This is a genomic window from Acinetobacter sp. NIPH 817 (genome assembly GCF_000368405.1).
In the GTDB taxonomy this organism is placed as follows: Bacteria; Pseudomonadota; Gammaproteobacteria; order Pseudomonadales; family Moraxellaceae; genus Acinetobacter.
Genome location: NZ_KB849420.1, coordinates 2,127,307 through 2,151,783, shown reverse-complemented (window position 1 = coordinate 2,151,783; position 24,477 = coordinate 2,127,307). Strand labels below are relative to the sequence as shown.

The window sequence follows — 24,477 nt, the reverse complement described above, 5'->3', positions numbered from 1 at the left end:
CGGCTTTTTTAATTGACTGAAATTCCAAGTAATTTAGTTAGTTTTTCTAAATGGTTGCTGGATAAACGATAATAATTTGAAGTACTGCAATATGTTTGGAAAATATGTGATTTTTTACATAAAACATTGAATTTTAAAAATATACAAATCACGAGAAATCTACTTTAATACGCCGCATTAAATATACTTAACTTTGGTAAATGAATAAGATGCAATGCTTTATTAGAAGTTTACTTATTAAAATACTTTTGGGGATAATACCAGTGACCGCTTACGCAGATCAGAAGTGTTATGGAGATATAATCGTATTTCAAAGATTTAATGATCAAGCGATATATCCTTATTTTGTAAATCCTTCTAATGATAAAGCTAACAAAAGTGGAGAGAAAAATAAAAAAATAATCATCCAAAAAAGAAAACCAAAACAAGATGAGTTTTTAGCCCAAAAGAAAGTTGAAGATGTCCACACCAAGAAAATAGAAGAAAAGAAAAATTTTGACAGTAAAAAGCAACTTGATGCAGCTGTCGCTAAAGAAATCTTGGAAAATGGTGAAAAGAAATGGATGGTACAAGTTGCGCTAGCATCTAATCAAAATAAAGCAAATACGGTTCAGTCGCAGTTAGAAGCAAAAGGGTACAAGGTTGTAACCAGTGCAACGACTAAAGGCATACGAGTCATGGTAGACCCTGCAAATGACTATGCCATTGCACAAATTATTAGAGAAAAAATTATTGCTGATAATAGTTTGAATATGCCATCTGCTTGGGTGTTTAAGTGGGCATCCTTAACGCCGCAATAAAATAAAAAGGAGTCCGAAGACTCCTTTTTTTTATTCATGTATTCTTGTAGTGATTTTCTGCATAATTTGCAGTAATACATCGAACTCACTTTGCAATGGTGTACTTTTACGAGTCACTAAAGCTAAAGTACGGCTTGGAGCATCTTCAATTGGTTTTGCAGTAATCTGATCATTAAACTTGATCATACTATTTTCAATTGCAATTTCTGGTAAAAGCGTAAAGCCTAAATCAGAAGAAACCATTTCAACTAACGTTGGTAAAGAGCTTGCTTTTAAACGGTTGTCGTTTTTACGCTCACCGATAGGGCACGCACTTAAAACGTGGTCACGTAAACAGTGACCTTCTTCAAGCAAAATTAATCTTGATAAATCAAGATCATCTAGAGAGTTTGCTTGAAGAGCATTTGTATCTTGCTTACTACATACAAGGTACAAGTTTTCTTTCGAGATTTCAGCTACTTTTAGGCCTCTAGTGTCAAATGGTAGAGCAAGAACGATCATGTCTAGATTACCGTGTTCTAAACGCTCTACAATTTTTTCACTTTGTGCTTCATGCAAATGCAGCTGAATTTTAGGCAACTGCTGATGCACTTCATCAAGTAACCGTGTCAGGATAAAAGGTGCAATTGTTGGAATAACACCCAAATGCAAATCACCTGTTAACGGCTCACTCATTTCACGGCTCAAACGCATTAAATCTTGAGCATCTGCTAGTAGTACACGGGCGCGAGCAACGACTTGTTCACCTAAAGGTGTTAAACGCACATTCTGGCGATCACGTTCTACCAAAACGCCACCTAATAACCGTTCAAGCTCCATGATGCCGCCTGATAAAGTCGATTGAGTGACAAAAGAGCGGCGTGCTGCTTCAGTAAAATGCAAAGTTTCCGACAACGTAACTAAATATGATAGCTGTCTTAATGAGGGTAATGCAGCCATAGTGTCCTAGTCTGATGATTTAAAATGATGCGCAAATAAACCGCTAAGCTGTGGAATAAAATGTGCAGGGATATCATGCCCCATTCCATCAATTAATTCAAACTTAGCACCGGAAATTGCTTTTGCTACAGCCTTACCGTGGCTAGGCGGAAGTAAGCGATCGCGAGAGCCATGTAGGACTAAAGCGGGTTGCTTAATTTCACGGTCGAGTTGTAGTAAAGAGCCTGTACATAATATTGCTAAAAACTGTTGAAGTACACCAGCAGGATAGTAGCTACGTTGATAAAGTCTACGCGCTGTTTGTATTGCTTCAATTTGGTTGATATAACCAGGTGAACCAATCAATTGAAATAGTTTTAAACTATGATTAACAATACCTTCTTCGTCACGTGACTCGGGTTTACCAATTAAACTCAAAAGTTGTTTCGGAAAAGGAGGTGGTAGAAAAGGCTGGTTATTGCTTGTAAACATAAGCCCTAACTTCTCAACCTTTTCTGGATATTTTGCTGCAAGAATTTGAGCAATCATCCCGCCCATTGATGCACCAATTACATGCGCTTTGTTCACACCTAAACGATCAATCAGCATAGATACATCATCTGCCATATCATGCAGCGTATAAGGTGCACCCTGATTAGCTAGTCCCAGTGCGAAGCGGCCCATCAATTTGACAGTATTTAAGCGTTTACCTTCGTGGCGTACTTTTGAAGAAAGGCCAATATCACGGTTATCAAAACGAATAACACGAAATCCTTGATCAATCAGCGATTTACAGAAAAAATCTGGCCAAAAAAGCATCTGGGCGCCAAGACCCATAATCAGCAAAATGGTTGGATGCTCTGGCTTTCCACCGACTTCTACATGCAACTCAATTCCATTGCCTAAGTTGACTTTGGTTTCTTGCATGAAAGATGTGTACGGTGAAATGTTAAACTGTAAGGCGCTATTCATGTTATTCATTCCTTAAAGGAATACTCTCTAACTGAGTATTCCTGATACAAACCTTATGCTTGGGCTGGAATAAGATCTGGAACAAGCTTTGTTAAAGTTAAGCGTTGTTTACCTGCGGTTGCACCTAACAATACAAAACCACGCAATGTTCCTTCATTGTCAATTGCTTTGGCAAGCATACCATCGTCGAACTCTTCTGTTTCCCAGTTCACTTCTACATCAACCGGCGCTGGCAAAACTGTAAGTGGAGCAGCTGGCGTTTTTACTGCAACTGGCATAGCAGGGTAGTGCACAGCTGTTTGTTGTCCGCTGAGTGTTTTAGCGAGAGCACGAGCCTGTTGCATAATCGGCATTACATATGGAAGTAAAGTACCGTTTACCTCTGCACAATCCCCAATTGCGTAGATGTCTGCTTGATTTGTTTCCAATAAGCCATTGGTAATAATTCCACGGCTAGTTTGAATATCCGCACTTTTAGCAAGTGAAATATTTGGCTGTAAACCAATTGCAGAAAGAACAAGGTCTGCAACCAATGTTTGTCCGTTTGCGAGTGTTATCGCATAGTCTTCGCCATTATTAATTTTGCTTACTTTTTCAACCGTGGTTCCAAGTGCAAATTTTACTCCAGCTTCCTCAAGATTTTGTTGGAAAGCAGAAGCAATATGTCCTGGAAGTAAACGGCCTAATGGTTGAGGAGCCAAATCAATCACAGTGATGTCATATTCACTATGCAGTAAGTCGTTAGCAAATTCACAACCAATTAAACCAGCACCTAAAATAACAACACGTTTATCTTTACGCTGAGCTAGATTTTCACGAAAAGCGCGGTAATCAATCAATGAGTTCACGACATGAATGTCATCGCTACCATCACCTGCAATTGCAAGGCGAATTGGGTTAGCACCTACGGCTAAAATCAGTTTTGAATAGGGTTGCTGGGAAGTTACACCATCCTTTTCTAAAACAAGTTCATGGCGTTCAGCTAAAATCTCTTTTACAAAAGTAAAAGACTCAATACGCATATTGAGTTGAGTACTCATTTTAGCAGCATCACCTAAAGGAATTTGTTCTGGTGCTTTTTTACCTGCAAATGCATTTGATAATGTTGGCTTTGCATAGTTCACTGCATCATCCGCACAAATCATCACAAGTTCTTGCTCTGGGCTAAGCTTACGGAACTCACGTGCCAAGGTATAACCCGCCATGCCTGATCCGATAATGACGATAGGATGCATTTTTTTCTCCAGAGTTAGAATTATTTATTTAATACAGTGATTGGTAATATTCGTAAAAAAGACCATGTCGATCATGGCCTTTTACTTTGCATTCTTAGATTTCGATCATTTCGAAGTCAGCTTTTGAAACGCCGCAATCAGGGCAAGTCCAGTCATCAGGAATATCTTCCCATTTTGTTCCAGCTGCAATGCCGTCTTGTGGCCAACCTTCCGCTTCGTCATAAATCCATCCACAAACGATACATTGATATTTTTTCATGAGACTCTCCGCACTGATAAGTTTGCTCAAAGCTGCCTTTCAGTAAAACTATTCCATCTATTAATAATGTAACTACGATCCGGTCAATAATAACCAATGTGCCTTTGATCGGATATCAAATTTTTACGCAGTTCTACATTCAAAGTAAAGTAAATAACGGAGTTTAATCATTCGTAAGCAAAGATGAATGGCAGGTTAGGACAAATAAGTGGTTATTTAGGCAAAACTTCGCCATAAATTAATAATAACTAATGCATTCTTACAATTAATTTTATTTGTGAAAATATCATGAAATAAAGATTACCTCATCAGTTAAAAGATTCACTTCATACGAAAGCTAAATAACAACAAACTACGTTGCTACAGAATGTCATTATTAAAACCGAAAATTAAAATTTGCTGGCATTAAGACGGTATAAATCAGGGAAGTGAAATATGGAAAATTTAGTATATGAAGTGGAAATTGATGCTCCTATAGAAAAAGTGTGGAACATACTTTGGAATAGTGAGACATATAACGCTTGGACGAAATTCTTTGCGCCAGATTCTTCTATGCGTACCGACTGGCAAGTAGGTGGAAAAACTTATTTTCTTGATGGTGAAGGAAATGGGATGGTTTCTACCATTGAACAAATGCAAAAACCGGAAATATTGATTTTTAAACATTTAGGCATGATTAAGGAGGGTAAAGAAGATTTAGAAAGTGAAGAAGTTAAAGGTTGGAGTGGTTCTCAAGAAAAATATTTTCTAAACCAAAAAGATAATATAACCACTTTGAAAGTTGAATTGGCCACCTTGCCCGAATATATGGGTATGTTGAAAAGTGGCTTCGTTCAAGGTTTTGATGTGGTTAAAAAAATGGCAGAAGCAAAATAAAGCTTCTTTACATCAGATATAAACCAGTTTTTTATAATCAAGCGATATAAATCTAGGCCAAATATTTTTTATAAATTTTTATAATCAGATCATTAATTCGAGAAGGATAGGCCAAGCGATGATGTCCACCTTCAAACGTTTCAATATTCATGTAGGGTGCAAGTTTTTCTTGAACCTGATACATATCAAGTTGCTCATCTCCTAATTCTAAATAGGCCATTTTAGGATTAGAGAGCATGAGTTCATCTTCAGAAAGCTGAGGGTAGTCTGCCCGAAAATTAGGGGTGAGACTTGGATTTGCCACTATCACCGCTAATTTATGTTGAGCAGCAGTTTTTAGGGCCCAATAGCCTCCAATGCTATGACCTACCAATAAATCGGGTTTGATCGTCTGAATAGCCTGATGGTAAAAATACTCAACAGATGCATAACTTAAGTTACGATAATCGACGTCAATACAAAATTTTTCAGGATGTAAAATGGCATGGAACTTTGTCGATTCCCGGGAAGAATCCAAGCCATGTAAAAATAGAATTTTCATTATTTACGACACAATCTCATTGATAAAATAAAAGGCAAATCGGGCCTTTTGAATATCGAGGTTATTTGGATTTTTTTATATTTTACTAAATGCTTTAAAAAATGATCTTAGCGATTGGTCTAAGTCACTTTGCCTTTAAAAAGTGGTGTTTTGTTCTATAAAATTGTCTTTTTTCATTTTTGTTTGATTGAAATCATTCGAAAAACTCCCGCAATCTGTTAGGATATAGCACTTAATTTTTACTTAATCGAGGCAGAGATGACGCAACAAAACGCTCAATCGACTTCTGAACCAACTATTTCCGAAAACGATTTAATTGCACAGCGTCATGCCAAATTAAAGCAAATCCAAGATGTTGCGAAGGAAACTGGAAAGAGTCCTTGGCCGAATACGTTTAAGCGTGAACACTACGCAGCTGATCTACAAGAACAATTTAAAGATCAGTCGAAAGAACAAATTGAAAGCGCTGAACATGTCTATGTAAAAGTGGCTGGCCGTGTCATGTTAAACCGTGGTTCTTTCATGGTTATTCAAGATATGACAGGTCGTATTCAGCTATATGTTGACCGTAAAGGTTTACCAAAAGATATTCTTGAGACCATTAAAGGTTTAGACCTTGGTGACATTATTGCTGCTGAAGGTTATATCGGACGTTCAGGAAAAGGTGACTTATATGTTCATCTTGAAGGTTTTGAACTTCTTACAAAATCTCTTCGTCCGTTACCAGATAAATTCCATGGCTTAAATGACACAGAAGTTAAGTACCGTAAACGTTACCTAGACTTAATTGTGAATGAAGAAACACGTAAAACTTTTGAAATCCGTGCCAAAGTCGTTGCTGGTATTCGAGCATTCTTAAACAATGAACGTTTCATGGAAGTTGAAACGCCAATGATGCATGTAATTCCAGGTGGTGCGTCTGCGCGTCCGTTTGAAACACATCATAATGCTTTGGATATGCCTTTATTCTTACGTATTGCACCTGAGCTTTATTTAAAACGTTTGGTTGTTGGTGGTTTCGAACGTGTGTTTGAAATTAACCGTAACTTCCGTAATGAAGGGGTATCAACGCGTCACAACCCTGAATTTACGATGATCGAGTTTTATCAAGCTTATGCTGATTATAAAGACTTGATGCAATTAACTGAAAACATGCTTGAAAAGTTGGCTTTGGATATTTTGGGTACAACTGATGTCCCTTATCAAGGTGAAGTGTTTAGCTTCAAAGGGCCATTCAAGAAAATCTCTATGTTTGATGCGATTTTAGAGAATAACCCACAATTTACGCCTGAAAATGTTGGTGATCGTGAGTTCCTTGCTCAATTTATTCGTGAAGAATTAAAAGAACAAGTTAAGCCAGGTTTTGGTTTAGGTAAGCTTCAAACGATTGTATTTGAAGAAACTGTTGAAACCAAACTTCGTCAGCCTACATTTATTACTGAATATCCAGCTGAAACTTCTCCACTCGCTCGCCGTAATGATGACAATGCACATATTACTGATCGTTTTGAGTTTTTCATTGGTGGCCGTGAATTGGCAAATGGTTTCAGCGAGTTAAATGATCCAATTGATCAAGCTGAACGTTTCCAAGCTCAGGTTGCTGAAAAAGACGCTGGTGATGATGAAGCAATGCATTACGATGCAGAATTCGTTGAAGCGCTTGAGTATGGTTTACCACCTACCGCAGGTGAAGGTATTGGTATTGACCGTTTGGTTATGTTATTTGCAGATGCTCCAAGTATTCGTGATGTAATTTTATTCCCTCATATGCGCCGTAAAGAAGGTTAATCTTCTAAAGGTAAAAAAGGCAGTATTTATACTGCCTTTTTTTATTACTTTTATATCTCAAAAACTTACCTATCTATACTAATCTTAAAATAGCGTTAAAAAATGTAATTGCACAGTTTAACAATTGCAAAGTTGTGATAAAAAATTTAAGGTGTTGCTCATAAATAACTTTGAGAATTGGCTGGCATGTTTCTAAGAAAAACACTTTCGATTGCAATATTGGCAACTGCTTCATCCGCTATTTTTGCACAAGGTTTAGTGCTAAATAATGAGGACTTACGTACAGACTTAAATTGGTTAAATCAACAAGGTGTTATCAAGATTAGCACCTCAACTTGGCCGTTAAGTGGTGATGAAATCCAGAGAGCACTCTCTCAAGCACAAGTGACGCATCCAGCTCAACAAAAAGTTATTAATTCAGTTCTTGATGCATTAAAAGCAGATAACAATACGGTTAAAGTGGGCGCTTTTGCTGAGACCGATAGCAAAAATATTCCGCAAGCATTCGGTGATAACCAAAAAGCTCAATATCAAGGTTCTTTAGAGTTTAATGCTGGTGGTGAAAACTGGGATGCAAAAATCCGAGTAAATGCAGAAAAAGATCCACAAATTGATAATGGGCAAGATGTGAATGTTGAAGGCTCATATGTCGCTGGTAAACTTTGGAATCAGTGGATAGTTGCGGGTCAAATTCCAACATGGTGGGGTCCTGGCCATGATGGTAGCTTAATTCGTGGGGATGCTAGTCGCCCAGTTTATGGTGTAACGGCACAACGTGCTGTGCAAAATGCGTTTGATACAAAATGGTTATCTTGGATTGGACCTTGGCAATATCAAGCTTTTGCTGGTCAGTTAGATGATTATAAAATACATAATGCAAAATTAATTGGGATGCGTTTAACGGCACAACCATTTCCTGCTTTAGAACTTGGTGCTTCTAGAGCGATTCAAATTGGTGGAGATGGGCAGCCAAATAGTTTTAAAGCTTATTGGAATGCGATTATCGGTAAAGATAATGGTTGTACTGAAAATAGTTGTGTAGGCGAAGATAATGCATCTAATCAGTTAGCAGGTTTTGATGCTCGTTTGCAATTACAACCGTTGTTTAATATCCCAGCCAGTGTTTACGGGCAATATGTAGGGGAAGATGAGGCAGGTGGTTTGCCATCTAAAAAAATGTATTTGGCTGGTGCTGATTATTCTTCAATAGTTAATAATATGCCTTATCAACTCTATGCTGAATGGGCTGATACACGTACCAATGGTGATGTAAGAGGAATTTCATATAATCACCACCAATATACAGATGGCTATTACCAACATGGTTACCCATTAGGCCATGCGATGGGTGGTGATGGACAAATGTACTCAGTGGGTGGTAATATCCGCTTTGATGTCATGAACCGTTTAAGTGGCCGTGCTATGGTGGTTAAGGTTAATCAATCTAACTTGGCAATCAATAAAGCATTCCCTAAAGACGATGAAATTAAAGCGCTTGATTTAACTTGGTCACATTTCATCAAACCTGATCTTCCGTTAAAAATTAATGGTTGGGTAAGTGATTCTGATCTAGAAGGTAATGACGCAGGTGCATCTATTGGGATTGAAATTCCATTAGAACGTAAAATGTTCGGTTTCTAAGAATAGATCATGTTTTAGAAAAGAGAAGCGATCAAAGCTTCTCTTTTTTTATGGTTTTTAGAGAAATCTAAAGGCTAGAACATAATTTGCTTAAGTTCGCTACACAAGCTACGATTGCAAAGTTGTGCAAGTGAATCAGCATATTATATGTATATGATGAAATCGAATATCAATATGAAAAAACAAGCAAAAGAAATCGGTTTTAAATCACTATAATGCATAACTAATGCTATAAGCCATATATAGGTTTATGGTTGGATTATCTATCACGAAAAATTGGAGTTGTTATGGCACTCGTTCCTCCACATGGTCTTCTAGGTGGTGGTTTAATACTACTTCTAGATTTTATGGGCAAAATGGATAGAGAAGGACGTGTTCATGACTGAATCAAGACTCACACATCTCAAGCAACTTGAAGCTGAAAGTATTCATATTATCCGTGAAGTTGCTGCTGAATTTGAAAATCCAGTCATGCTTTACTCAATTGGTAAAGACTCAGCTGTCATGCTTCATCTTGCGTTAAAAGCATTTTATCCAGCTAAACTTCCATTCCCATTATTACACGTAGATACGGGCTGGAAATTTAAAGACATGATCGCGTTTCGCGATAACATGGCAAAAACACATGGTTTTGATTTAATTGTTCACCAGAACAAAGAAGGCCGTGAAGCTGGAATTAATCCATTTGATCATGGTAGTTCAAAATATACAGATATTATGAAAACCCAAGCTCTGAAACAGGCTTTGGATAAATATCAATTTGATGCTGCTTTTGGTGGTGCACGTCGTGATGAAGAAAAATCACGTGCGAAAGAACGTGTTTACTCATTCCGTGATAGTAAACACCGTTGGGATCCTAAAAACCAGCGTCCTGAACTTTGGAATCTTTACAATGGTAAAGTGAACAAAGGTGAAAGTATTCGTGTATTCCCTTTATCTAACTGGACTGAGTTGGATATCTGGCAATATATCTATTTAGAAAATATTCAAATCGTTCCTCTTTATTTCTCTGCTGTTCGTCCAGTAGTAGAGCGTAGCGGTACATTAATCATGGTTGATGATGAACGTATGCGTTTAAAAGAAGGTGAAGTTCCACAGATGAAGTCTGTACGTTTCCGTACGCTTGGCTGTTATCCATTAACTGGTGCAGTTGAGTCTGAAGCAGATACGTTACCTGAAATTATCCAAGAGATGCTTTTAGCCACGAGTTCTGAGCGTCAAGGTCGTATGATTGACCATGATGAAGCGGGCTCAATGGAAAAGAAAAAGCAAGAAGGCTATTTCTAAGACAATTTCTAAATTTGTGGAGTTTGAGCAATGTCTCATCAATCAGAATTAATCAGTCAAGATATCTTGGCCTATTTGAAGCAACATGAACAAAAAGACCTTCTGCGTTTTTTGACTTGCGGTAATGTAGATGATGGTAAAAGTACACTTATTGGACGTTTACTCTACGATTCAAAATTGATTTATGAAGATCAATTGCAAGCTGTAACGCGCGATAGTAAAAAAGTAGGAACCACGGGTGATGCACCAGACTTGGCATTACTTGTAGATGGTTTACAAGCTGAGCGTGAGCAAGGTATTACCATTGATGTGGCTTACCGCTATTTCTCAACTGAAAAGCGTAAGTTTATTATTGCTGATACCCCAGGACATGAGCAATATACGCGTAACATGGCAACTGGTGCATCAACTGCGGACTTGGCAATTATCTTGATTGATGCACGTTACGGTGTACAAACTCAAACTCGTCGCCATACGTTTATTGCTAGTTTACTTGGTATTAAAAATATCGTTGTTGCTATCAATAAAATGGACTTGGTTGAGTACTCTCCTGAACGTTTCACTGAAATTCAGATTGAATATGATGCTTTCGTAAGTCAGTTAGGTGACCGTCGTCCAGCCAATATTCAGTTTGTACCGATCTCTGCTTTAAATGGCGATAACGTAGTAAATGTTTCTGAGCATACAGCTTGGTACAAGGGTCAAACCTTGATGAACATTCTTGAATCTGTGGAAATTAGTCGTGAATCAAACAAACACGAATTCCGTTTCCCTGTTCAATATGTGAACCGTCCAAACCTCGACTTCCGTGGTTTCGCTGGTACTGTTGCTTTAGGTGAAATCAATGTTGGTGATGAAATTGTTGCATTACCATCAGGTAAGCGCTCAACAGTTAAAGAAATCGTAACATTCGATGGAAATCTAGACCAAGCTGTTGCGGGTCAAGCTGTTACATTAACATTGAACGATGAAATTGATATTAGCCGCGGCAATGTATTGGTACGTGCTGGTGAACAGCCATTAATTTCACGTAGTGTTCGTGCTTCAGTAGTATGGATGAATGAACATCCATTGGTGAAGGGTAAGCTGTACAACGTTAAGATTGGTACACAGACTGTTCCTGCCAAAGTAACTAACATTCACTATCGTGTGAATGTGAATACGCTTGAGCATACTCAGGTTGAAGAGCTTGAGTTAAATGCAATTGCGGACGTTGTGGTTGAGTTTGATGCACCAGTCGTATTTGATCAATATCAAGATTCACGATACACAGGTTCATTTATTTTCATTGATCGTTTAAGTAATGTAACGGTTGGTGCGGGTATGGTTGAGTCTGCGGTAGAGTGGACTGCACATAGCAATCCTGTTACTGCTGAAGATCGTGCTGCACGTTTAGGTCAAAAACCTGCGGTGATTGGAATTTCTGCACAGTTAATCGAGAAAGCTCAAGTTTTAGAAAGCTTATTGATCCAACAAGGTGTAGTTGCGATTGCAAAAGCTAACTTAACTGCTGAGCAAATTACTTTATTGCGTGAGACAGGTGTTGTGGTTATCACTACGGCTGTGGATGGCACAGATACAGAAGTTACTGCTGAAACCGTTGAAGAAGCAGTTGAAAAAGTTGTGGAATTAGTCCGTCTTTAATAGACTGAATTAATTTTGAAAAAACCCGCGTAAGCGGGTTTTTTTATTGGGTTCAGAAAATATTTTGAGTTTTTAAAGTTAAATATTCCCTTAAATCTTTAGGATAGCTCTGAATCATCTTTAAAAATATATCTCGATCGCCTTGATATAAGGCGCGTGTTGCTTCTTCGTAATTTGGCATATTACCCAACATGGCAGACATAAAACGGTCGATGGCTTGTTTGGCCAGCATAATATTGCCTTCAGAACTTGGGTTATTTAACTCTTTATCAATTAACTTACGAATTACTGCTGATGCACTCGCACTTTGTTGATCTAACCATTCCCAATGTTTTTTCTGTAAAGTGATTTCACGCGAAATTACTCCGAGTTTAGGCCGTCCAACTTTTTTAATTTCTTCCGGTTCAGCATAACGTTGTTGAAATTCTTGTTCCGAACCAGAAAGATCAAGATCAATTTGTTGACCTGTTTGATCATTAAAAATCAGAATATTTTCCGTTGTTTTCGGAAGATCTTTAAGTTTTTTTGCAAGTTCAATTAGGGAGTCACTCGCAATAAGCGTGCTTCCAGTGAAAGCAGTATAGGTGATTTTAGTATTCATTTTAGCCGTATATTTTTATCTGGGTAAAATAATATTATCAGGGTAAAATTAATTCGGCAAATAATTAAAATTATAACCAAAGAATTATTTGATTTTATGAGTGTAGTCTATGAAGTTAGGACTATAAAAATAGTCAAGATAATAGGCTATTTAAAATTTTATTCTGCTTTGATATCGCTTTTATGAGACAATGTTTTTTTATTTTTGTGTATTAGGACTCCCATGATTGAGCAATCTCCTGAATCTTTAAGCGATATCGAAATTTTAGACATTTTACAGTCTATGAAAAAAGATAAGCTGGATACGGAAGCAAATGAGATTATCCGTAATGGGGGGAAAGCTGGGCGTCAAGAAGCACATAAACAGGCTTTAGTTGCATTGAATGCAAACTTTGAAGAAAAGTTTGTAGAAGCTGCTACGCTGGCATTAGGCTTGAATTCAGGTCAGGCGAAAAAAATTCGTTATAAAAAAGACCGTATCCGTATTTTTAAAGCACGTGGTATTGATTATTTAGCTATTGATGGTGCAGAAACCGCTCAGGTTTTAGCCCAAGTTGCTCAAGCGATTAGTCGTGAAGATGCGATCGTGACTGAAGGCCTACACAATATTTTTCCATTTTGGAAAGAAGGTTGGCCAATGGTTCAGTTTGATAATGCTTATAAAATTTTAGAAGAAGACATTACATTGCATTTTCAAATTGTGTTAGATCACTTAATTGAATATGTACAGAAATAAAAAAAGCCCCGATTGGGGCTTTTTTTATTGTGGAAGAGTAATTAAAGCGTGCTAAAAAGTGGGAAAACACCAATCACTAAAGCAGTACCCATTAATACCATACAAGTTATGAATGCCCACTTTAAAGTGAACTTTTGATGGTCGGCAAAATCGACTTTAGCAAGACCACATAACAAATAGGTTGATGGAACAAGAGGTGATAGCAAGTGTACAGGTTGACCTACAATCGAAGCGCGAGCTATCGCTTCTGCACTAATACCATAATGTGAAGCAGCTTCAGCAAGAATAGGTAAAACGCCATAGAAGAAAGCATCATTTGACATAAAGAAGGTCAAAGGCATACTCACTAAAGCTGTGATCGGTGCAAGGTATGGACCCATGCTTGGAGGAATCATTGCGACGAATTCTTTAGACATCGCCTCAACCATACCTGTGCCAGATAAGATACCTGTGAAAATACCTGCTGCGAAAATTAAACCCACAACAGCTAAGACACTGTCTGCATGCATTGCAATACGTTTTTTCTGCATATCAACATCTGGATAGTTAATGAGCATTGCAATACAGAACGCTATCATGAACAACACAGACATAGGCAAAATGCCTTTGATCAAAGCAATCATAAGAAGGATTGTAAGCACCATATTTACTTTGCGTAAATGTGGGCGAGTCGCTTCAGGATCTTTCGATACGGTAATGTTGTCACCATGGTGAGTTTCAAGTTCAATAACGCCTAAACGTTTTTGCTCGTAACGACCATATAGGTACGCCAAGAAGAATAACCAGCCAATACTAATGACCATCGGGATAATCATTGGTACGAAAATGTGGCTTGGGTCAACTTGCAGGGCGCTTGCAGCACGAGCTGTAGGGCCGCCCCATGGTGTTAGATTCATTACACCACTACATAACAGCATAAGTGCAGTCATGATGAGAGTATTCATTCCTAACCGTTGATAAAGTGGCAGCATTGCAGCTACACAGATCATATAGGTTGTTGAACCATCGCCATCTAAAGAAACCATTGTGGTTAAGAACACAGTTCCTAGTGTGATTTTTAGAGGATCACCTTTAACCTTTTTTAAAATCCATTTAACCGGTGGATCGAAAAGACCTGCATCGATCATTAAGGCAAAATATAAAATTGCGAATAAAAGCATTACGCCAGTTGGCGCTAATTTTTTGATGCCATCCAGCATCATCTCGCTGAGACCTTTGAGTTCAATGTGACTTAAACTTTCAAAGTAGTGACCTAGGCCCCAAGCAACAAGTGAAAAAATAAATGGGATGAGAATTAAAGCAATAATAGGGCTTAAACGTTTGGACATGATTAAGTACATGAAGCACAAAATCATGCCAACACCAAGTAATGTCAGCATACAATCAATCCTTTGCCTATAGTTTTACTGAACAAGTTTATTCAAAACTCTGACCTTGGTTATTCTTATTAATTTTTATTAAAAAGACAAATAATATATTTAGTTTATTTGGTTAATATATATTCAGTTGGAGAGGTATATTTAAGCGAAATACTGAACATATATATTAAGATTATAGTAAGCATATAATAAATATTATTCATTATATTAGATTATAAAGGTTTTATAAAAATAAAAATTATATGATATTTTTTAAAATTATATATGGTTTGATGGGGGAAATGAGAAGAAGAACCATTTAAATACTTGCTTTGAACTAAGTTGCATAAGTTCTGAGGTAATGTAAATCGGGACTTAACTGCTTAGTGATAATTGAGATATATAGATTATTCTATTATTTTTCAGTATTTAAGATTTAATATAAATGATGATTTAAATAATATTGCTTTTAGATTAAAAGAGCAACTTGAATTTATGAATCTAAAATAATTATTACACATATTTGAAATATTTATTTAGATTAAAAAAATACCCCACATAAAATTGTGAGGTATTTAAATTAATATAAATTAGTTGTCATCAATTGATGAATGTACTTCTGTCTGTTCTAAAATTCGAGTTACAAGAAGTTGGTCAATTTTAAAATGATCGACATCGACTACTTCAAACTTGTATCCACCGAATTCTACAAAATCTGCTGGACGTGGAATTTTGCGCAGGCGGTACATCATGAAGCCTGCTAAAGTTTCATAATTTTCTTCATCAGGCATTTCGTCAATTTCAAGTGCGTGTCTTAAGTCATCAATCGGTGTGCTGCCATCAATTAACCATGAGTTATTGTCACGTTTAATGATTTGTTGTTCTTCATCAATTGGTGTTACCCAGTCGCCCATAACCGTAATCATAATATCGCTTAAAGTAATAACACCTACGACAAGCGCATATTCGTTTATCACAACCGCAAACTTTTCTTTTGTAGAACGGAAACGATCAAGTAATTCCGAGAGAGTGAGTGTGTCAGGAATCATCAAGACAGTACGAATGGTTGATTCATTCAATTGAGTTGGGGATTGGTTATTTAAAATGCGAACAAGAAAGTCTTTGGCATCGACGTAACCAATGACTTGATCAATATTTTCATTACATACCAAAAACTTTGAATATGGATACTCTGCTAATTTTTGGCGAATGCTATCTTCGTGTTCATTTAAAGTGAAATAAACAACATTTTCACGTGTGGTCATGCTCGAAGGTACGTTACGTTCTTCTAATTCAAAAACATTCTCGATAAAGTGATGTTCTTGTTTCTGAAGTACGCCCGCTTGAGCACCTGCATCCATGACTGCTGAAATATCATCAAAAGTAATATTGTCTTCTCTCGTTGTATTCACTTTAAACAAACGGAATAGCAAGTTGGCAATTGCGTTAATTCCCCAAGCTAAAGGTTTGCAAATCTTAATAAAAACTTGAATTGGGTTAATAACACTAATTGCAATTTTTTCAGGTGCAATCATAGCCAAACGTTTTGGCATAAGATCGGCAAATAAAATAAAGAGTGAGGTCACTAGGGTAAAGGAAAGGGCAAAGCCAATCGTTTGTGTCCAAGGGCCTGTGTAAAAGCGGTCTACTAAAGTGACGAAATAAGGACGAAAAGCAGCTTCACCCAAAATACCGCCTAAAATCGCAACTGCATTTAGACCAATTTGAGAGGCTGCAAAAAAGTCAGCAGATTGTTCTTGTAAATCTAGTACTTGTTGGGCCCGTTCTTCACCCGCTTCGGCTAGAATTTTTAGCTTAACTTTTCTGGCACCTGCTAGTGCAATTTCAGTTAAAGATAAAAAGCCTGCTCCGATGATAAGCAGTACGATGATAATGATATTTTGAAAGAGACTCACAAATCACCTGAGGTTCATCATTATTATGACTATGTTTTAACATAAAAAAGCGCTGAGGTAATCAGATTGATTGCTCAGCGCTTGAAGATAGGACAATTAAATTAAAATTTATTTAATAGTGAGAAAATTGTGAATTATTGGTTAGAAATTCACGGTTTTCTTCTTCAATCATTTGACGAGCAACAAATAAGATAAGTTGGCGCAGCCAGCGATGAGCAGGGTGATGATGTAACAACGGACACCAAGCCATTTTAAGTTCGAACTCTGGAATATAAAAAGGAGGATCCTTTATAACCAGTTTAGGGTTCTGTGTTTGTAGGCGTGCCATGCGTGTTGGTAATGTGGCAATAAGATCTACATTTTGAGCAAGTAATGCAGGCATTTGGTAGTGGCGAGTAAATACAGAAATTTTACGACGTTGACCAATACGTTCTAATGCCTGATCAATCCAACCTAAACCACCTTGTTTATCTGGGTTTACCCCAAAACCTACACCCATACCTGTTTTAGAAACCCAGATGTGTTGTGCATCTAAATAGCTTTTTAAATTTAAATGCGTCACAGCAGGATGTTTGTCGTTCAGAATACAACTGAAACTATCACGCCAAACTAAAACCTGATGGAAACTTTGCGGTATTTCATTAAATCTATTAATTGCAAGATCAACTTTACCTTGTTCCATATCTCTATAAGACACATCACTCGGTGTAAGAAAATCAAGAACAACGTTTGGAGCTTCAGAGCGGAGCGCTTTGACAAGACGAGGAACTAAAGTTGCCTCAGCATAGTCAGATGTCATAATGCGGAAAACGCGATTACTTGTATAAGGGCGGAATTCGGTACGGGGTTCCAAAATCATGGAGAGATCAGAAAGGGCATCACGAATACGAGGCTGTAATTCAAGTGCACGTTCTGTTGGTGTCATCCCTTCAGATGAACGGATAAGAAGAGGGTCATTAAATAAATTACGCAAACGACGTAAAATATTACTCATTGCAGGCTGAGTTACCCCAAGCTGTTCGGCTGCGCGTGTAACATTTTTTTCACGAAGAAGTACATCAAGATATATTAATAGATTAAGATCTACTCGCTCCAGATTCATAAAAAAAATACCGAAAATAAAACCCTGAAATTGTTTCAAATTATGCCATATCTAATAACTATTGTGTGAAAAAATGATGAGAAAAACGACATTTTTTGTAGGAATTAAGTAGGAGTGAGAGGTGCTTTAAAGGCTCGATTTTATTGTCTTTGCTACGTTTTTAAGTATGAAGGTGATAAATAGAATATATTTATATATAACTCATTACTTTCTAGCATGTAAATTGACTTTTTACATTGGCGAAAATAGCCTAATTTACAATTGACTTTTTAAATTAAAAATGGCTAGAAAAACTTCAAAAAATGTATAAAAATAAGACTTACTCGGTTTTTAGAATAAAATTCTATACTCCTTTAGAATAATTTTATTTTTATAAACAAAGTGTTAATGTTTTTGGTTTTATCTATAATATCGATTTATCGGTATATTTTTTAAATAAATACTGAAGATTAATAAAGGATATTGGATTAATTGATTGGCTAAGTCTAAGCTGTGTTCATGACGAAGCAGCTGGTGTCATAAGAAATTTAAGTACATGACTCTACGCTTCAATCGATGAAATCCTAAAATGAATACAGGACAATATCATGACTACATATCAAACAGCGATTGATGCAATCCGCGAACTAAAAGCAAAATTCGGTAGCACTTGGCGCGATATTAGCCCAGAAGATGCTGCACGTATGCAAATGCAAAACCAATTCAAAACTGGTTTAGATATTGCTAAATATACAGCTGCGATTATGCGTCGTGATATGGCTGCTTATGATGCTGACTCTAGCAAATACACTCAATCATTAGGTTGCTGGCACGGTTTTATCGCACAACAAAAAATGATTGCGAACAAAAAATACTTCGGTACTACTGAACGTCGCTATATCTACCTTTCTGGTTGGATGGTTGCTGCTCTTCGTTCAGAATTTGGTCCACTTCCTGACCAATCTATGCACGAAAAAACTTCAGTACCTGCATTAATCGAAGAAATCTACACTTTCTTACGTCAAGCTGACGCAAAAGAATTAAACGATTTATTCCGTGCGCTTAAAAAAGCGCAAGAAGCGGGTGATACTGCTAAAGCTGCTGAAATCACTGCTCAAATCGACGGCTTCCAAACTCACATCGTGCCAATTATTGCTGACATCGATGCTGGTTTCGGTAACGAAGAAGCGACTTACTTACTTGCTCGTAAAATGATTGAAGCTGGTGCTTGTGCGCTTCAAATCGAAAACCAAGTATCTGATGCTAAACAATGTGGTCACCAAGCTGGTAAAGTAACTGTTCCACATGAAGATTTCATCTCTAAAATCCATGCATTACGTTATGCATTCTTAGAAATGGGTCTTGATGACGGTATCATCGTTGCGCGTACTGACTCTGAAGGCGCTGACTTGACTCAAAAAATTCCAGTAGTTAAAGAGCCAGGTGATATTGCTTCTCAATATATCGGTTTCTTAGACACTGTTGAAATTGACATTGCTGATGCTCAAGAAGATGAAATCTTGATCAAACGTGATGGTAAATTACACCGTCCTAAGCGTTTACCTTCTGGTTTATATCAGTTCCGTGCTGACACACAAATTGATCGCGTTGTACTTGACTGTGTGACTAGCCTTCAAAATGGTGCTGACCTTCTTTGGATCGAAACTGCGACTCCAAACGTAGAAGAAATTGCACACATGGTTAACCGTGTTAAAGAAGTTGTTCCAAATGCTAAGCTTGTTTATAACAACAGCCCATCATTCAACTGGACTTTAAACTTCCGTCAACAAGCTTACGACCGTTGGGTTGCTGAAGGTAAAGACGTTTCTGCATATGACCGTGCTAAATTAATGAGCGCTGAATATGATAATACTGAATTAGCTGCTGATGCAGATGCTAAGATCCGTACATTCCAAGCAGATGCTTCTCGTGAAGCGGGTGTGTTCCATCACTTGATCACACTTCCGACTTACCATACTGCTGCTCTTTCTACACATGAGCTTGCACAAGGTTACTTCGGTTCTGAAGGTATGTTGGCTTATGTTGCTGGCGTACAACGTAAAGAAATCCGTGGTGGTATCGCTTGTGTTAAACACCAAGCAATGGCTGGTTCTGACATCGGTGATGATCACAAAGAAATCTTCTCTGGTGACAACGCTCTTAAAGCACATGATGATGCTAAGAACACAATGAACCAATTCGCAGCTCACTAAGAATTGATTTCAAAAGAAAACCCGCTCACATGAGCGGGTTTTTTTATATTAAAAATAATTATTTTTTCAAAACATAATGCTCAGCTAAAGAGCCTTCAATTTTCTTACCTTCCATATCTAAAGCAGTTGCCGTATTTTCACCAATAAAGAATTTACGGTTTTGTCCTTTATCATCTAACGTAATGACTGAAGTATTATCTTTGTCAAAAGTAAATGTACCATGGGTTTCAAATGGTTTCTTATCACCTTTGCCGAGATAAGTTTCGGTCAATTCATAAGTTTTATCATCTTTTAACTCTAACTCAGTTTTGATGCCTTCACAGTCTGCACATGGAAGAGTGCCTTTATATGTGCCATTCCAATCTAGTGAGTTTTCAGCTGTATGAGCAGTATCTACTGCATTGTTATTCGCTTCAGTGGTTTGAGCTGGAGCAGAGGCTTGTGTTGTTGTATCGGCTTTATTTTCGTTTTTGCTACAAGCAACAAGAAGGGCACTTACAAGTGCAACTGATAATAATGTTTTTTTCATGATGATCTAAACCTCGGAAAATAAATAAAAAAGCAAATAACAGGCTATGAAATATGAGAGCTTAATAAAAGTTTAAGTATGTAATTTAATTTTAACAAAAGGTAAAGTGAGTAAATTTTGGAATAATTATTAAAACAAAAATAAAAAGGAGGCATTCATTAAAACGATTTAATGAATACCTTATAAATTAGGGTTGCGCTGAAACTCCGCCTAGAGAGTCACATGCTGATTTATAGAGTTGGTATTGTTGCTTTAAAACTTCATCTAATGGCATGTCGAATAATTCTTCACCATTTTTGTAGCTTTCTACGTATGAAGTTGCTTTTTCTTTGCTTACCGCTAAAGATTGCTGGTAATAAGAATTAATCGAGCTTGTTGCAAGCTGGCTTGTCTCAACATTTTTACATTCGAAATTGTGCAGGATTTTTTCTGCACGTTTGACCTCATTAGATTGGCCAAAAATACACCCAGTTAAAAAGACAAGTGGGGTTAACACGAAAAAAAGTTTCATGGAGAGCAAGTATGGAAGCAACGGTGGGCGCTATTGTATAAACAATTCCATAAGTTACTGTGGTTTTATGTTAGACATTGATGATTTTTTAACTCATTAAAATCGAAAAATTGTATCTAATTTTATCGGTTGGCTTATTTTCATATTTGGTGCGTATTTTGCTTATAACTTTAAGCACTTATTTTGAACATATGAACCAGAATGAATCAGGTACAAACGTTTTCAAAAAACTCTTTAGCACCATTTTGGTATGCACGATTAGAGCTCGGATTTTGTTTTGAAAATTCACGCACCATAATGAGTCATAGAAAGCATCATGGCCCTGTTAGGGTGCAAAAAATGCTCTGGCCTGAAAGAACGGGTGTATGTCATGCCATTATTGTTCATCCTCCAGCAGGAATTGCAGGAGGAGATCATCTTACTTTTGAAATTGAAACCAAAGACCAAGCTCATGCGGTAGTAACTACTCCGGGCGCAGGGAAATGGTACAAAACCAATGGTAAGCAAGCTTTTCAACATATTCATTTGCACGTGAAAGATCAGTCCATTTTAGAGTGGGTTCCACAAGAAACGATGCTATTTAATGGAGCTTTAGCACATTCAGAAACTCATATTCATCTTGATAATGCTGCGAGTTTTATTGGTTGGGATATGTTGGTACTTGGGCGGCAGGCACGTGCAGAGCGTTTTGTGCAGGGAAGCTACCACAACCAATTTAAGTTGTGGCGAGAGCAAAAATTATTGGTCGCAGACACACTGTTTTTTGAAGGCGAAGATCGCTGGCTTCGTTCATGTTTAGGTATGAATAATCAAGCCGTGATGGGAAGCTTTTGGGCTGTGCCACCAGAGAAATATCGGTCTTCATTTTATTTAGAACAACAGCTAGAGCTCATTCGTGAATTAATGATGCGTATGCAAGCGCCTGTAACTTTAACACTATTAGATGATGTGGTTTGTGCGCGTTTCTTGGGAAATGATGTTCGACATTGTCATGATGCTTTTGCAGCTATACGAGCAAAATTAAGACGTTATTGGTTTGATTTAGATGAAGAATTTCCAAGAATTTGGAAGACTTAAGTTACGTTAAATTGCGTATTTAAAAAACAGTTAAAACAAGTATGCTACTTTTGAGCACGTATTTTGCTTAAAGAATATAAATGCAATTTAGGAAAGAGAAATGGAACTCAATCCAACAGAAAAAGATAAGTTACTCATTTTTACTGCAGGTTTAGTGGCTGAGCGTCGTAAAGCGCGTGGATTGAAACTGAATTATCCAGAAGCTATTGCTTTTATTTCAGCAGCTTTACTTGAAGGTGCACGAGACGGTATGACGGTCAGTGACTTGATGCATTACGGTACTACTTTATTAAAGCGCGAAGATGTGATGGAGGGTGTACCAGAAATGATTGCTGAGGTTCAGGTCGAGGCAACTTTTCCAGATGGCTCGAAATTAGTCACAGTCCATCAGCCAATCATATAAAAGGAACGCTTATGATCCCCGGTGAAATCATTACTCCAGATGCTGATATTGAACTGAATGTTGGGCGACAAACTTTAAAAGTTGTAGTTGCCAACATTGGTGATCGACCTATTCAGGTGGGTTCTCATTTTCATTTTTATGAAGCAAATGATGCATTACAGTTTGATCGCGAAATAGCCAAAGGTTTTCGACTGAATATTGCAGCTGGTACAGCAATTCGTTTTGAACCGGGACAAACTCGAGAAGTGGAGCTTGTTGCTTTGGTCGGTAAACGAGAAGTTTATGGTTTCGCAGGTCGCGTCATGGGTAAGTTGGATTAAACATAACAACGATAATGAAAGAGATGAGTAATAAGTTATGAAAATGTCACGTCGTGCATATGCTGAGATGTTTGGTCCAACGGTTGGTGATCGTATTCGTTTGGCAGATACAGAGCTCTTTATTGAAGTTGAGCAAGACTTAACGACCTATGGTGAAGAAGTTAAATTTGGTGGCGGAAAAGTTATTCGTGACGGGATGGGGCAATCACAGCTTTTAGCTGATGAAGTTGCTGACACGGTCATTACCAATGCTCTAATTGTGGATTGGTGGGGAATTGTTAAAGCTGACGTGGGCTTAAAAAATGGCCGAATTTGGAAAATAGGAAAAGCTGGAAATCCAGATATTCAACCAGACATTACGATTCCTTTAGGGGCTGCAACAGAAGTGATTGCGGGTGAAGGACAAATTTTAACTGCAGGCGGTATTGATACCCACATTCACTGGATTTGCCCTCAGCAAGTTGAAACTGCGTTAATGTCAGGGACAACAACTATGGTCGGTGGCGGTACAGGGCCAGCAGCTGGAACCTCTGCAACGACAGTGACTCCCGGTCCTTGGCATATTGCGACCATGTTACAGGCGATTGATGATTTGCCTATGAATATTGGTCTATTAGGCAAAGGAAATTTGAGTTTACCTGACCCCATTCGTGAGCAAATTAAAGCTGGAGTAATTGGCTTAAAGCTGCATGAGGATTGGGGTTCAACACCGGCAGCTATTGATAACTGCTTGAGTGTTGCGGACGAGTTTGATGTGCAGGTGGCAATTCATACAGATACTTTAAATGAAAGCGGTTTTTTAGAAGAAACTCTAGCTGCATTTAAAAATCGTACGATTCATACCTACCATACCGAAGGTGCGGGTGGTGGGCATGCGCCTGATATTCTAAAAGCGATTGGGCAAAGTAATGTATTACCGTCTTCGACCAACCCAACGCGACCTTATACGATTAATACCATTGATGAGCATTTAGATATGCTCATGGTTTGCCATCACTTAGACCCTGCAATTGCTGAAGATATCGCTTTTGCAGAAAGCCGTATTCGCCGTGAAACCATTGCCGCTGAAGATATTTTACAAGACTTAGGCGCGATTGCCATGATGTCTTCGGACTCTCAGGCGATGGGGCGTGTAGGTGAAGTGATTTTACGTACTTGGCAAACTGCCCATAAAATGAAAATTCAACGTGGTCCTTTAGAGGGTGACAATGAATTTCATGATAACAATCGCGTTAAACGCTACATTGCTAAATATACGATTAACCCAGCAATTACCCATGGTCTAAGTCATGAAATCGGTTCAATTGAAGTCGGAAAACTTGCTGATTTAGTGTTATGGAAGCCTGCCTTTTTTGGTGTGAAACCATCCATGATTATTAAAGGCGGCATGATTGCAGCAGCACCGATGGGCGACATTAATGCCTCAATTCCGACACCTCAACCAGTGCATTACCGTCCAATGTTTGGTGCTTATCCACGTGGTGTACACAACACATGCATTACCTTTTTATCTCAAGCAGCGATTGATGCAAATGTTGCTGAAAAACTAAACCTTAAAAAGTTAATTAGTCCATGTAAAAACACCCGCGCCATTAGCAAAGCTGATATGAAACACAATACATATTGTCCTGTCATGCAGGTTCATCCTGAGACTTATGAGGTGAGGGCAGATGGTGAGTTATTAACCTGTGAACCTGCTGAAGTATTGCCAATGGCACAGCGTTATTTTTTGTTTTGATGATTTTATAGAGGTGATTTGCCTCATTGCTGTA

Annotated in this window: 25 protein-coding genes; 13 read left to right on the top strand and 12 right to left on the bottom strand. The window is 37.8% G+C overall.

From position 1 onward, the window contains the following. Nucleotides 1-8 precede the first annotated feature (8 nt). Nucleotides 9-152, bottom strand: a complete 144-nt coding sequence (locus F968_RS19905; protein ID WP_081399552.1) for a hypothetical protein — start codon at nt 150-152, stop codon at nt 9-11. 57 nt (nt 153-209) lie between these two features. On the opposite strand from F968_RS19905, the gene F968_RS13830 reads away from it, so the two are divergent. Further along, nucleotides 210-800, top strand: coding sequence for an SPOR domain-containing protein (locus F968_RS13830; protein ID WP_051075350.1), 591 nt, complete (start codon nt 210-212; stop codon nt 798-800). Nucleotides 801-830: 30 nt separating this feature from the next. On the opposite strand, the gene oxyR is transcribed toward F968_RS13830, so the two are convergent. The 4 genes from oxyR to rubA all read right to left on the bottom strand — a co-directional run bounded on the left by oxyR (nt 831) and on the right by rubA (nt 4,184). Beyond that, the gene (gene oxyR / locus F968_RS13825; RefSeq protein WP_004793979.1) at nt 831-1,739 is read right to left on the bottom strand and encodes a LysR family transcriptional regulator OxyR; all 909 of its coding nucleotides are present in this window, start codon (nt 1,737-1,739) and stop codon (nt 831-833) included. A 6-nt stretch (nt 1,740-1,745) separates the two neighbouring features. Beyond that, nucleotides 1,746-2,690 carry an esterase EstB gene (gene estB / locus F968_RS13820; RefSeq protein ID WP_004793978.1) on the bottom strand — a complete coding sequence of 315 codons (945 nt, stop codon included), beginning with the start codon at nt 2,688-2,690 and terminating at the stop codon, nt 1,746-1,748. A gap of 53 nt (nt 2,691-2,743) precedes the next feature. Then, a complete protein-coding gene (gene rubB / locus F968_RS13815; RefSeq protein ID WP_004793976.1) occupies nt 2,744-3,925 on the bottom strand; it encodes a rubredoxin reductase RubB in 1,182 nt (393 codons plus the stop codon). Between the two features lie 94 nt (nt 3,926-4,019). Continuing rightward, a complete protein-coding gene (gene rubA / locus F968_RS13810; protein ID WP_000760495.1) occupies nt 4,020-4,184 on the bottom strand; it encodes a rubredoxin RubA in 165 nt (54 codons plus the stop codon). A 435-nt stretch (nt 4,185-4,619) separates the two neighbouring features. Between rubA and F968_RS13805 the strand changes: the two genes are divergently transcribed. After that, on the top strand, nt 4,620-5,060 hold the full coding sequence (locus F968_RS13805) for an SRPBCC family protein (protein ID WP_004793974.1): 441 nt from the start codon (nt 4,620-4,622) through the stop codon (nt 5,058-5,060). Between the two features lie 52 nt (nt 5,061-5,112). On the opposite strand, the gene F968_RS13800 is transcribed toward F968_RS13805, so the two are convergent. Then, on the bottom strand, nt 5,113-5,601 hold the full coding sequence (locus F968_RS13800; RefSeq protein WP_004793973.1) for a YqiA/YcfP family alpha/beta fold hydrolase: 489 nt from the start codon (nt 5,599-5,601) through the stop codon (nt 5,113-5,115). A 258-nt stretch (nt 5,602-5,859) separates the two neighbouring features. Here F968_RS13800 and lysS point away from each other — a divergent pair, with 258 nt between their 5' ends. The 5 genes from lysS to cysN all read left to right on the top strand — a co-directional run bounded on the left by lysS (nt 5,860) and on the right by cysN (nt 11,961). Continuing rightward, nucleotides 5,860-7,389 (top strand): lysine--tRNA ligase, encoded by a 1,530-nt coding sequence (gene lysS / locus F968_RS13795; RefSeq protein WP_004793971.1) that lies wholly within the window; start codon nt 5,860-5,862, stop codon nt 7,387-7,389. Nucleotides 7,390-7,575: 186 nt separating this feature from the next. Then, the gene (locus tag F968_RS13790; RefSeq protein ID WP_004793969.1) at nt 7,576-9,030 is read left to right on the top strand and encodes a capsule assembly Wzi family protein; all 1,455 of its coding nucleotides are present in this window, start codon (nt 7,576-7,578) and stop codon (nt 9,028-9,030) included. A gap of 254 nt (nt 9,031-9,284) precedes the next feature. Further along, nucleotides 9,285-9,416: a hypothetical protein gene (locus tag F968_RS19900; RefSeq protein ID WP_002117520.1), complete on the top strand. Its 132-nt coding sequence runs from the start codon at nt 9,285-9,287 to the stop codon at nt 9,414-9,416. Further along, nucleotides 9,409-10,317: a sulfate adenylyltransferase subunit CysD gene (gene cysD / locus F968_RS13785; RefSeq protein ID WP_000140408.1), complete on the top strand. Its 909-nt coding sequence runs from the start codon at nt 9,409-9,411 to the stop codon at nt 10,315-10,317. The genes F968_RS19900 and cysD overlap by 8 nt, the downstream gene beginning before the upstream one ends. Before the next feature lie 30 nt (nt 10,318-10,347). Beyond that, a complete protein-coding gene (gene cysN / locus F968_RS13780; RefSeq protein ID WP_004793965.1) occupies nt 10,348-11,961 on the top strand; it encodes a sulfate adenylyltransferase subunit CysN in 1,614 nt (537 codons plus the stop codon). Nucleotides 11,962-12,013: 52 nt separating this feature from the next. Here the strand turns inward: cysN and F968_RS13775 are convergent, their stop codons facing one another. Beyond that, nucleotides 12,014-12,562, bottom strand: a complete 549-nt coding sequence (locus F968_RS13775; protein ID WP_004793964.1) for a DUF2239 family protein — start codon at nt 12,560-12,562, stop codon at nt 12,014-12,016. Nucleotides 12,563-12,784: 222 nt separating this feature from the next. On the opposite strand from F968_RS13775, the gene F968_RS13770 reads away from it, so the two are divergent. Then, on the top strand, nt 12,785-13,297 hold the full coding sequence (locus F968_RS13770) for a hypothetical protein (protein ID WP_004793963.1): 513 nt from the start codon (nt 12,785-12,787) through the stop codon (nt 13,295-13,297). A 41-nt stretch (nt 13,298-13,338) separates the two neighbouring features. Here the strand turns inward: F968_RS13770 and F968_RS13765 are convergent, their stop codons facing one another. The 3 genes from F968_RS13765 to F968_RS13755 all read right to left on the bottom strand — a co-directional run bounded on the left by F968_RS13765 (nt 13,339) and on the right by F968_RS13755 (nt 17,673). After that, nucleotides 13,339-14,676, bottom strand: coding sequence for a CitMHS family transporter (locus F968_RS13765; RefSeq protein WP_004793962.1), 1,338 nt, complete (start codon nt 14,674-14,676; stop codon nt 13,339-13,341). 569 nt (nt 14,677-15,245) lie between these two features. Beyond that, entirely contained in the window at nt 15,246-16,571 is a 1,326-nt protein-coding gene (locus F968_RS13760) for a polyamine export protein PaeA (protein ID WP_004793961.1), read from the bottom strand. Between the two features lie 112 nt (nt 16,572-16,683). Further along, nucleotides 16,684-17,673, bottom strand: coding sequence for a LysR family transcriptional regulator (locus F968_RS13755; protein ID WP_004703082.1), 990 nt, complete (start codon nt 17,671-17,673; stop codon nt 16,684-16,686). A gap of 587 nt (nt 17,674-18,260) precedes the next feature. Here F968_RS13755 and F968_RS13750 point away from each other — a divergent pair. Then, nucleotides 18,261-19,865, top strand: a complete 1,605-nt coding sequence (locus F968_RS13750; RefSeq protein ID WP_004793960.1) for an isocitrate lyase — start codon at nt 18,261-18,263, stop codon at nt 19,863-19,865. A gap of 58 nt (nt 19,866-19,923) precedes the next feature. On the opposite strand, the gene F968_RS13745 is transcribed toward F968_RS13750, so the two are convergent. Next, nucleotides 19,924-20,394: a copper resistance protein NlpE gene (locus F968_RS13745; protein WP_004793957.1), complete on the bottom strand. Its 471-nt coding sequence runs from the start codon at nt 20,392-20,394 to the stop codon at nt 19,924-19,926. Nucleotides 20,395-20,581: 187 nt separating this feature from the next. Beyond that, nucleotides 20,582-20,905, bottom strand: a complete 324-nt coding sequence (locus tag F968_RS13740) for a hypothetical protein (RefSeq protein ID WP_004793955.1) — start codon at nt 20,903-20,905, stop codon at nt 20,582-20,584. A gap of 201 nt (nt 20,906-21,106) precedes the next feature. Between F968_RS13740 and F968_RS13735 the strand changes: the two genes are divergently transcribed. The 4 genes from F968_RS13735 (at nt 21,107) to ureC (ending at nt 24,443) form a co-directional block, all read left to right on the top strand. Beyond that, nucleotides 21,107-21,982 (top strand): urease accessory protein UreD, encoded by an 876-nt coding sequence (locus F968_RS13735; RefSeq protein ID WP_034596342.1) that lies wholly within the window; start codon nt 21,107-21,109, stop codon nt 21,980-21,982. Between the two features lie 100 nt (nt 21,983-22,082). After that, entirely contained in the window at nt 22,083-22,385 is a 303-nt protein-coding gene (gene ureA / locus F968_RS13730) for an urease subunit gamma (RefSeq protein ID WP_004793952.1), read from the top strand. A gap of 11 nt (nt 22,386-22,396) precedes the next feature. Further along, complete coding sequence (locus F968_RS13725; protein ID WP_004793951.1) at nt 22,397-22,705, top strand: urease subunit beta; 309 nt, start codon at nt 22,397-22,399, stop codon at nt 22,703-22,705. A 37-nt stretch (nt 22,706-22,742) separates the two neighbouring features. Continuing rightward, on the top strand, nt 22,743-24,443 hold the full coding sequence (gene ureC, locus F968_RS13720; RefSeq protein WP_004793950.1) for an urease subunit alpha: 1,701 nt from the start codon (nt 22,743-22,745) through the stop codon (nt 24,441-24,443). The last annotated feature ends 34 nt before the right edge of the window (nt 24,444-24,477 follow it).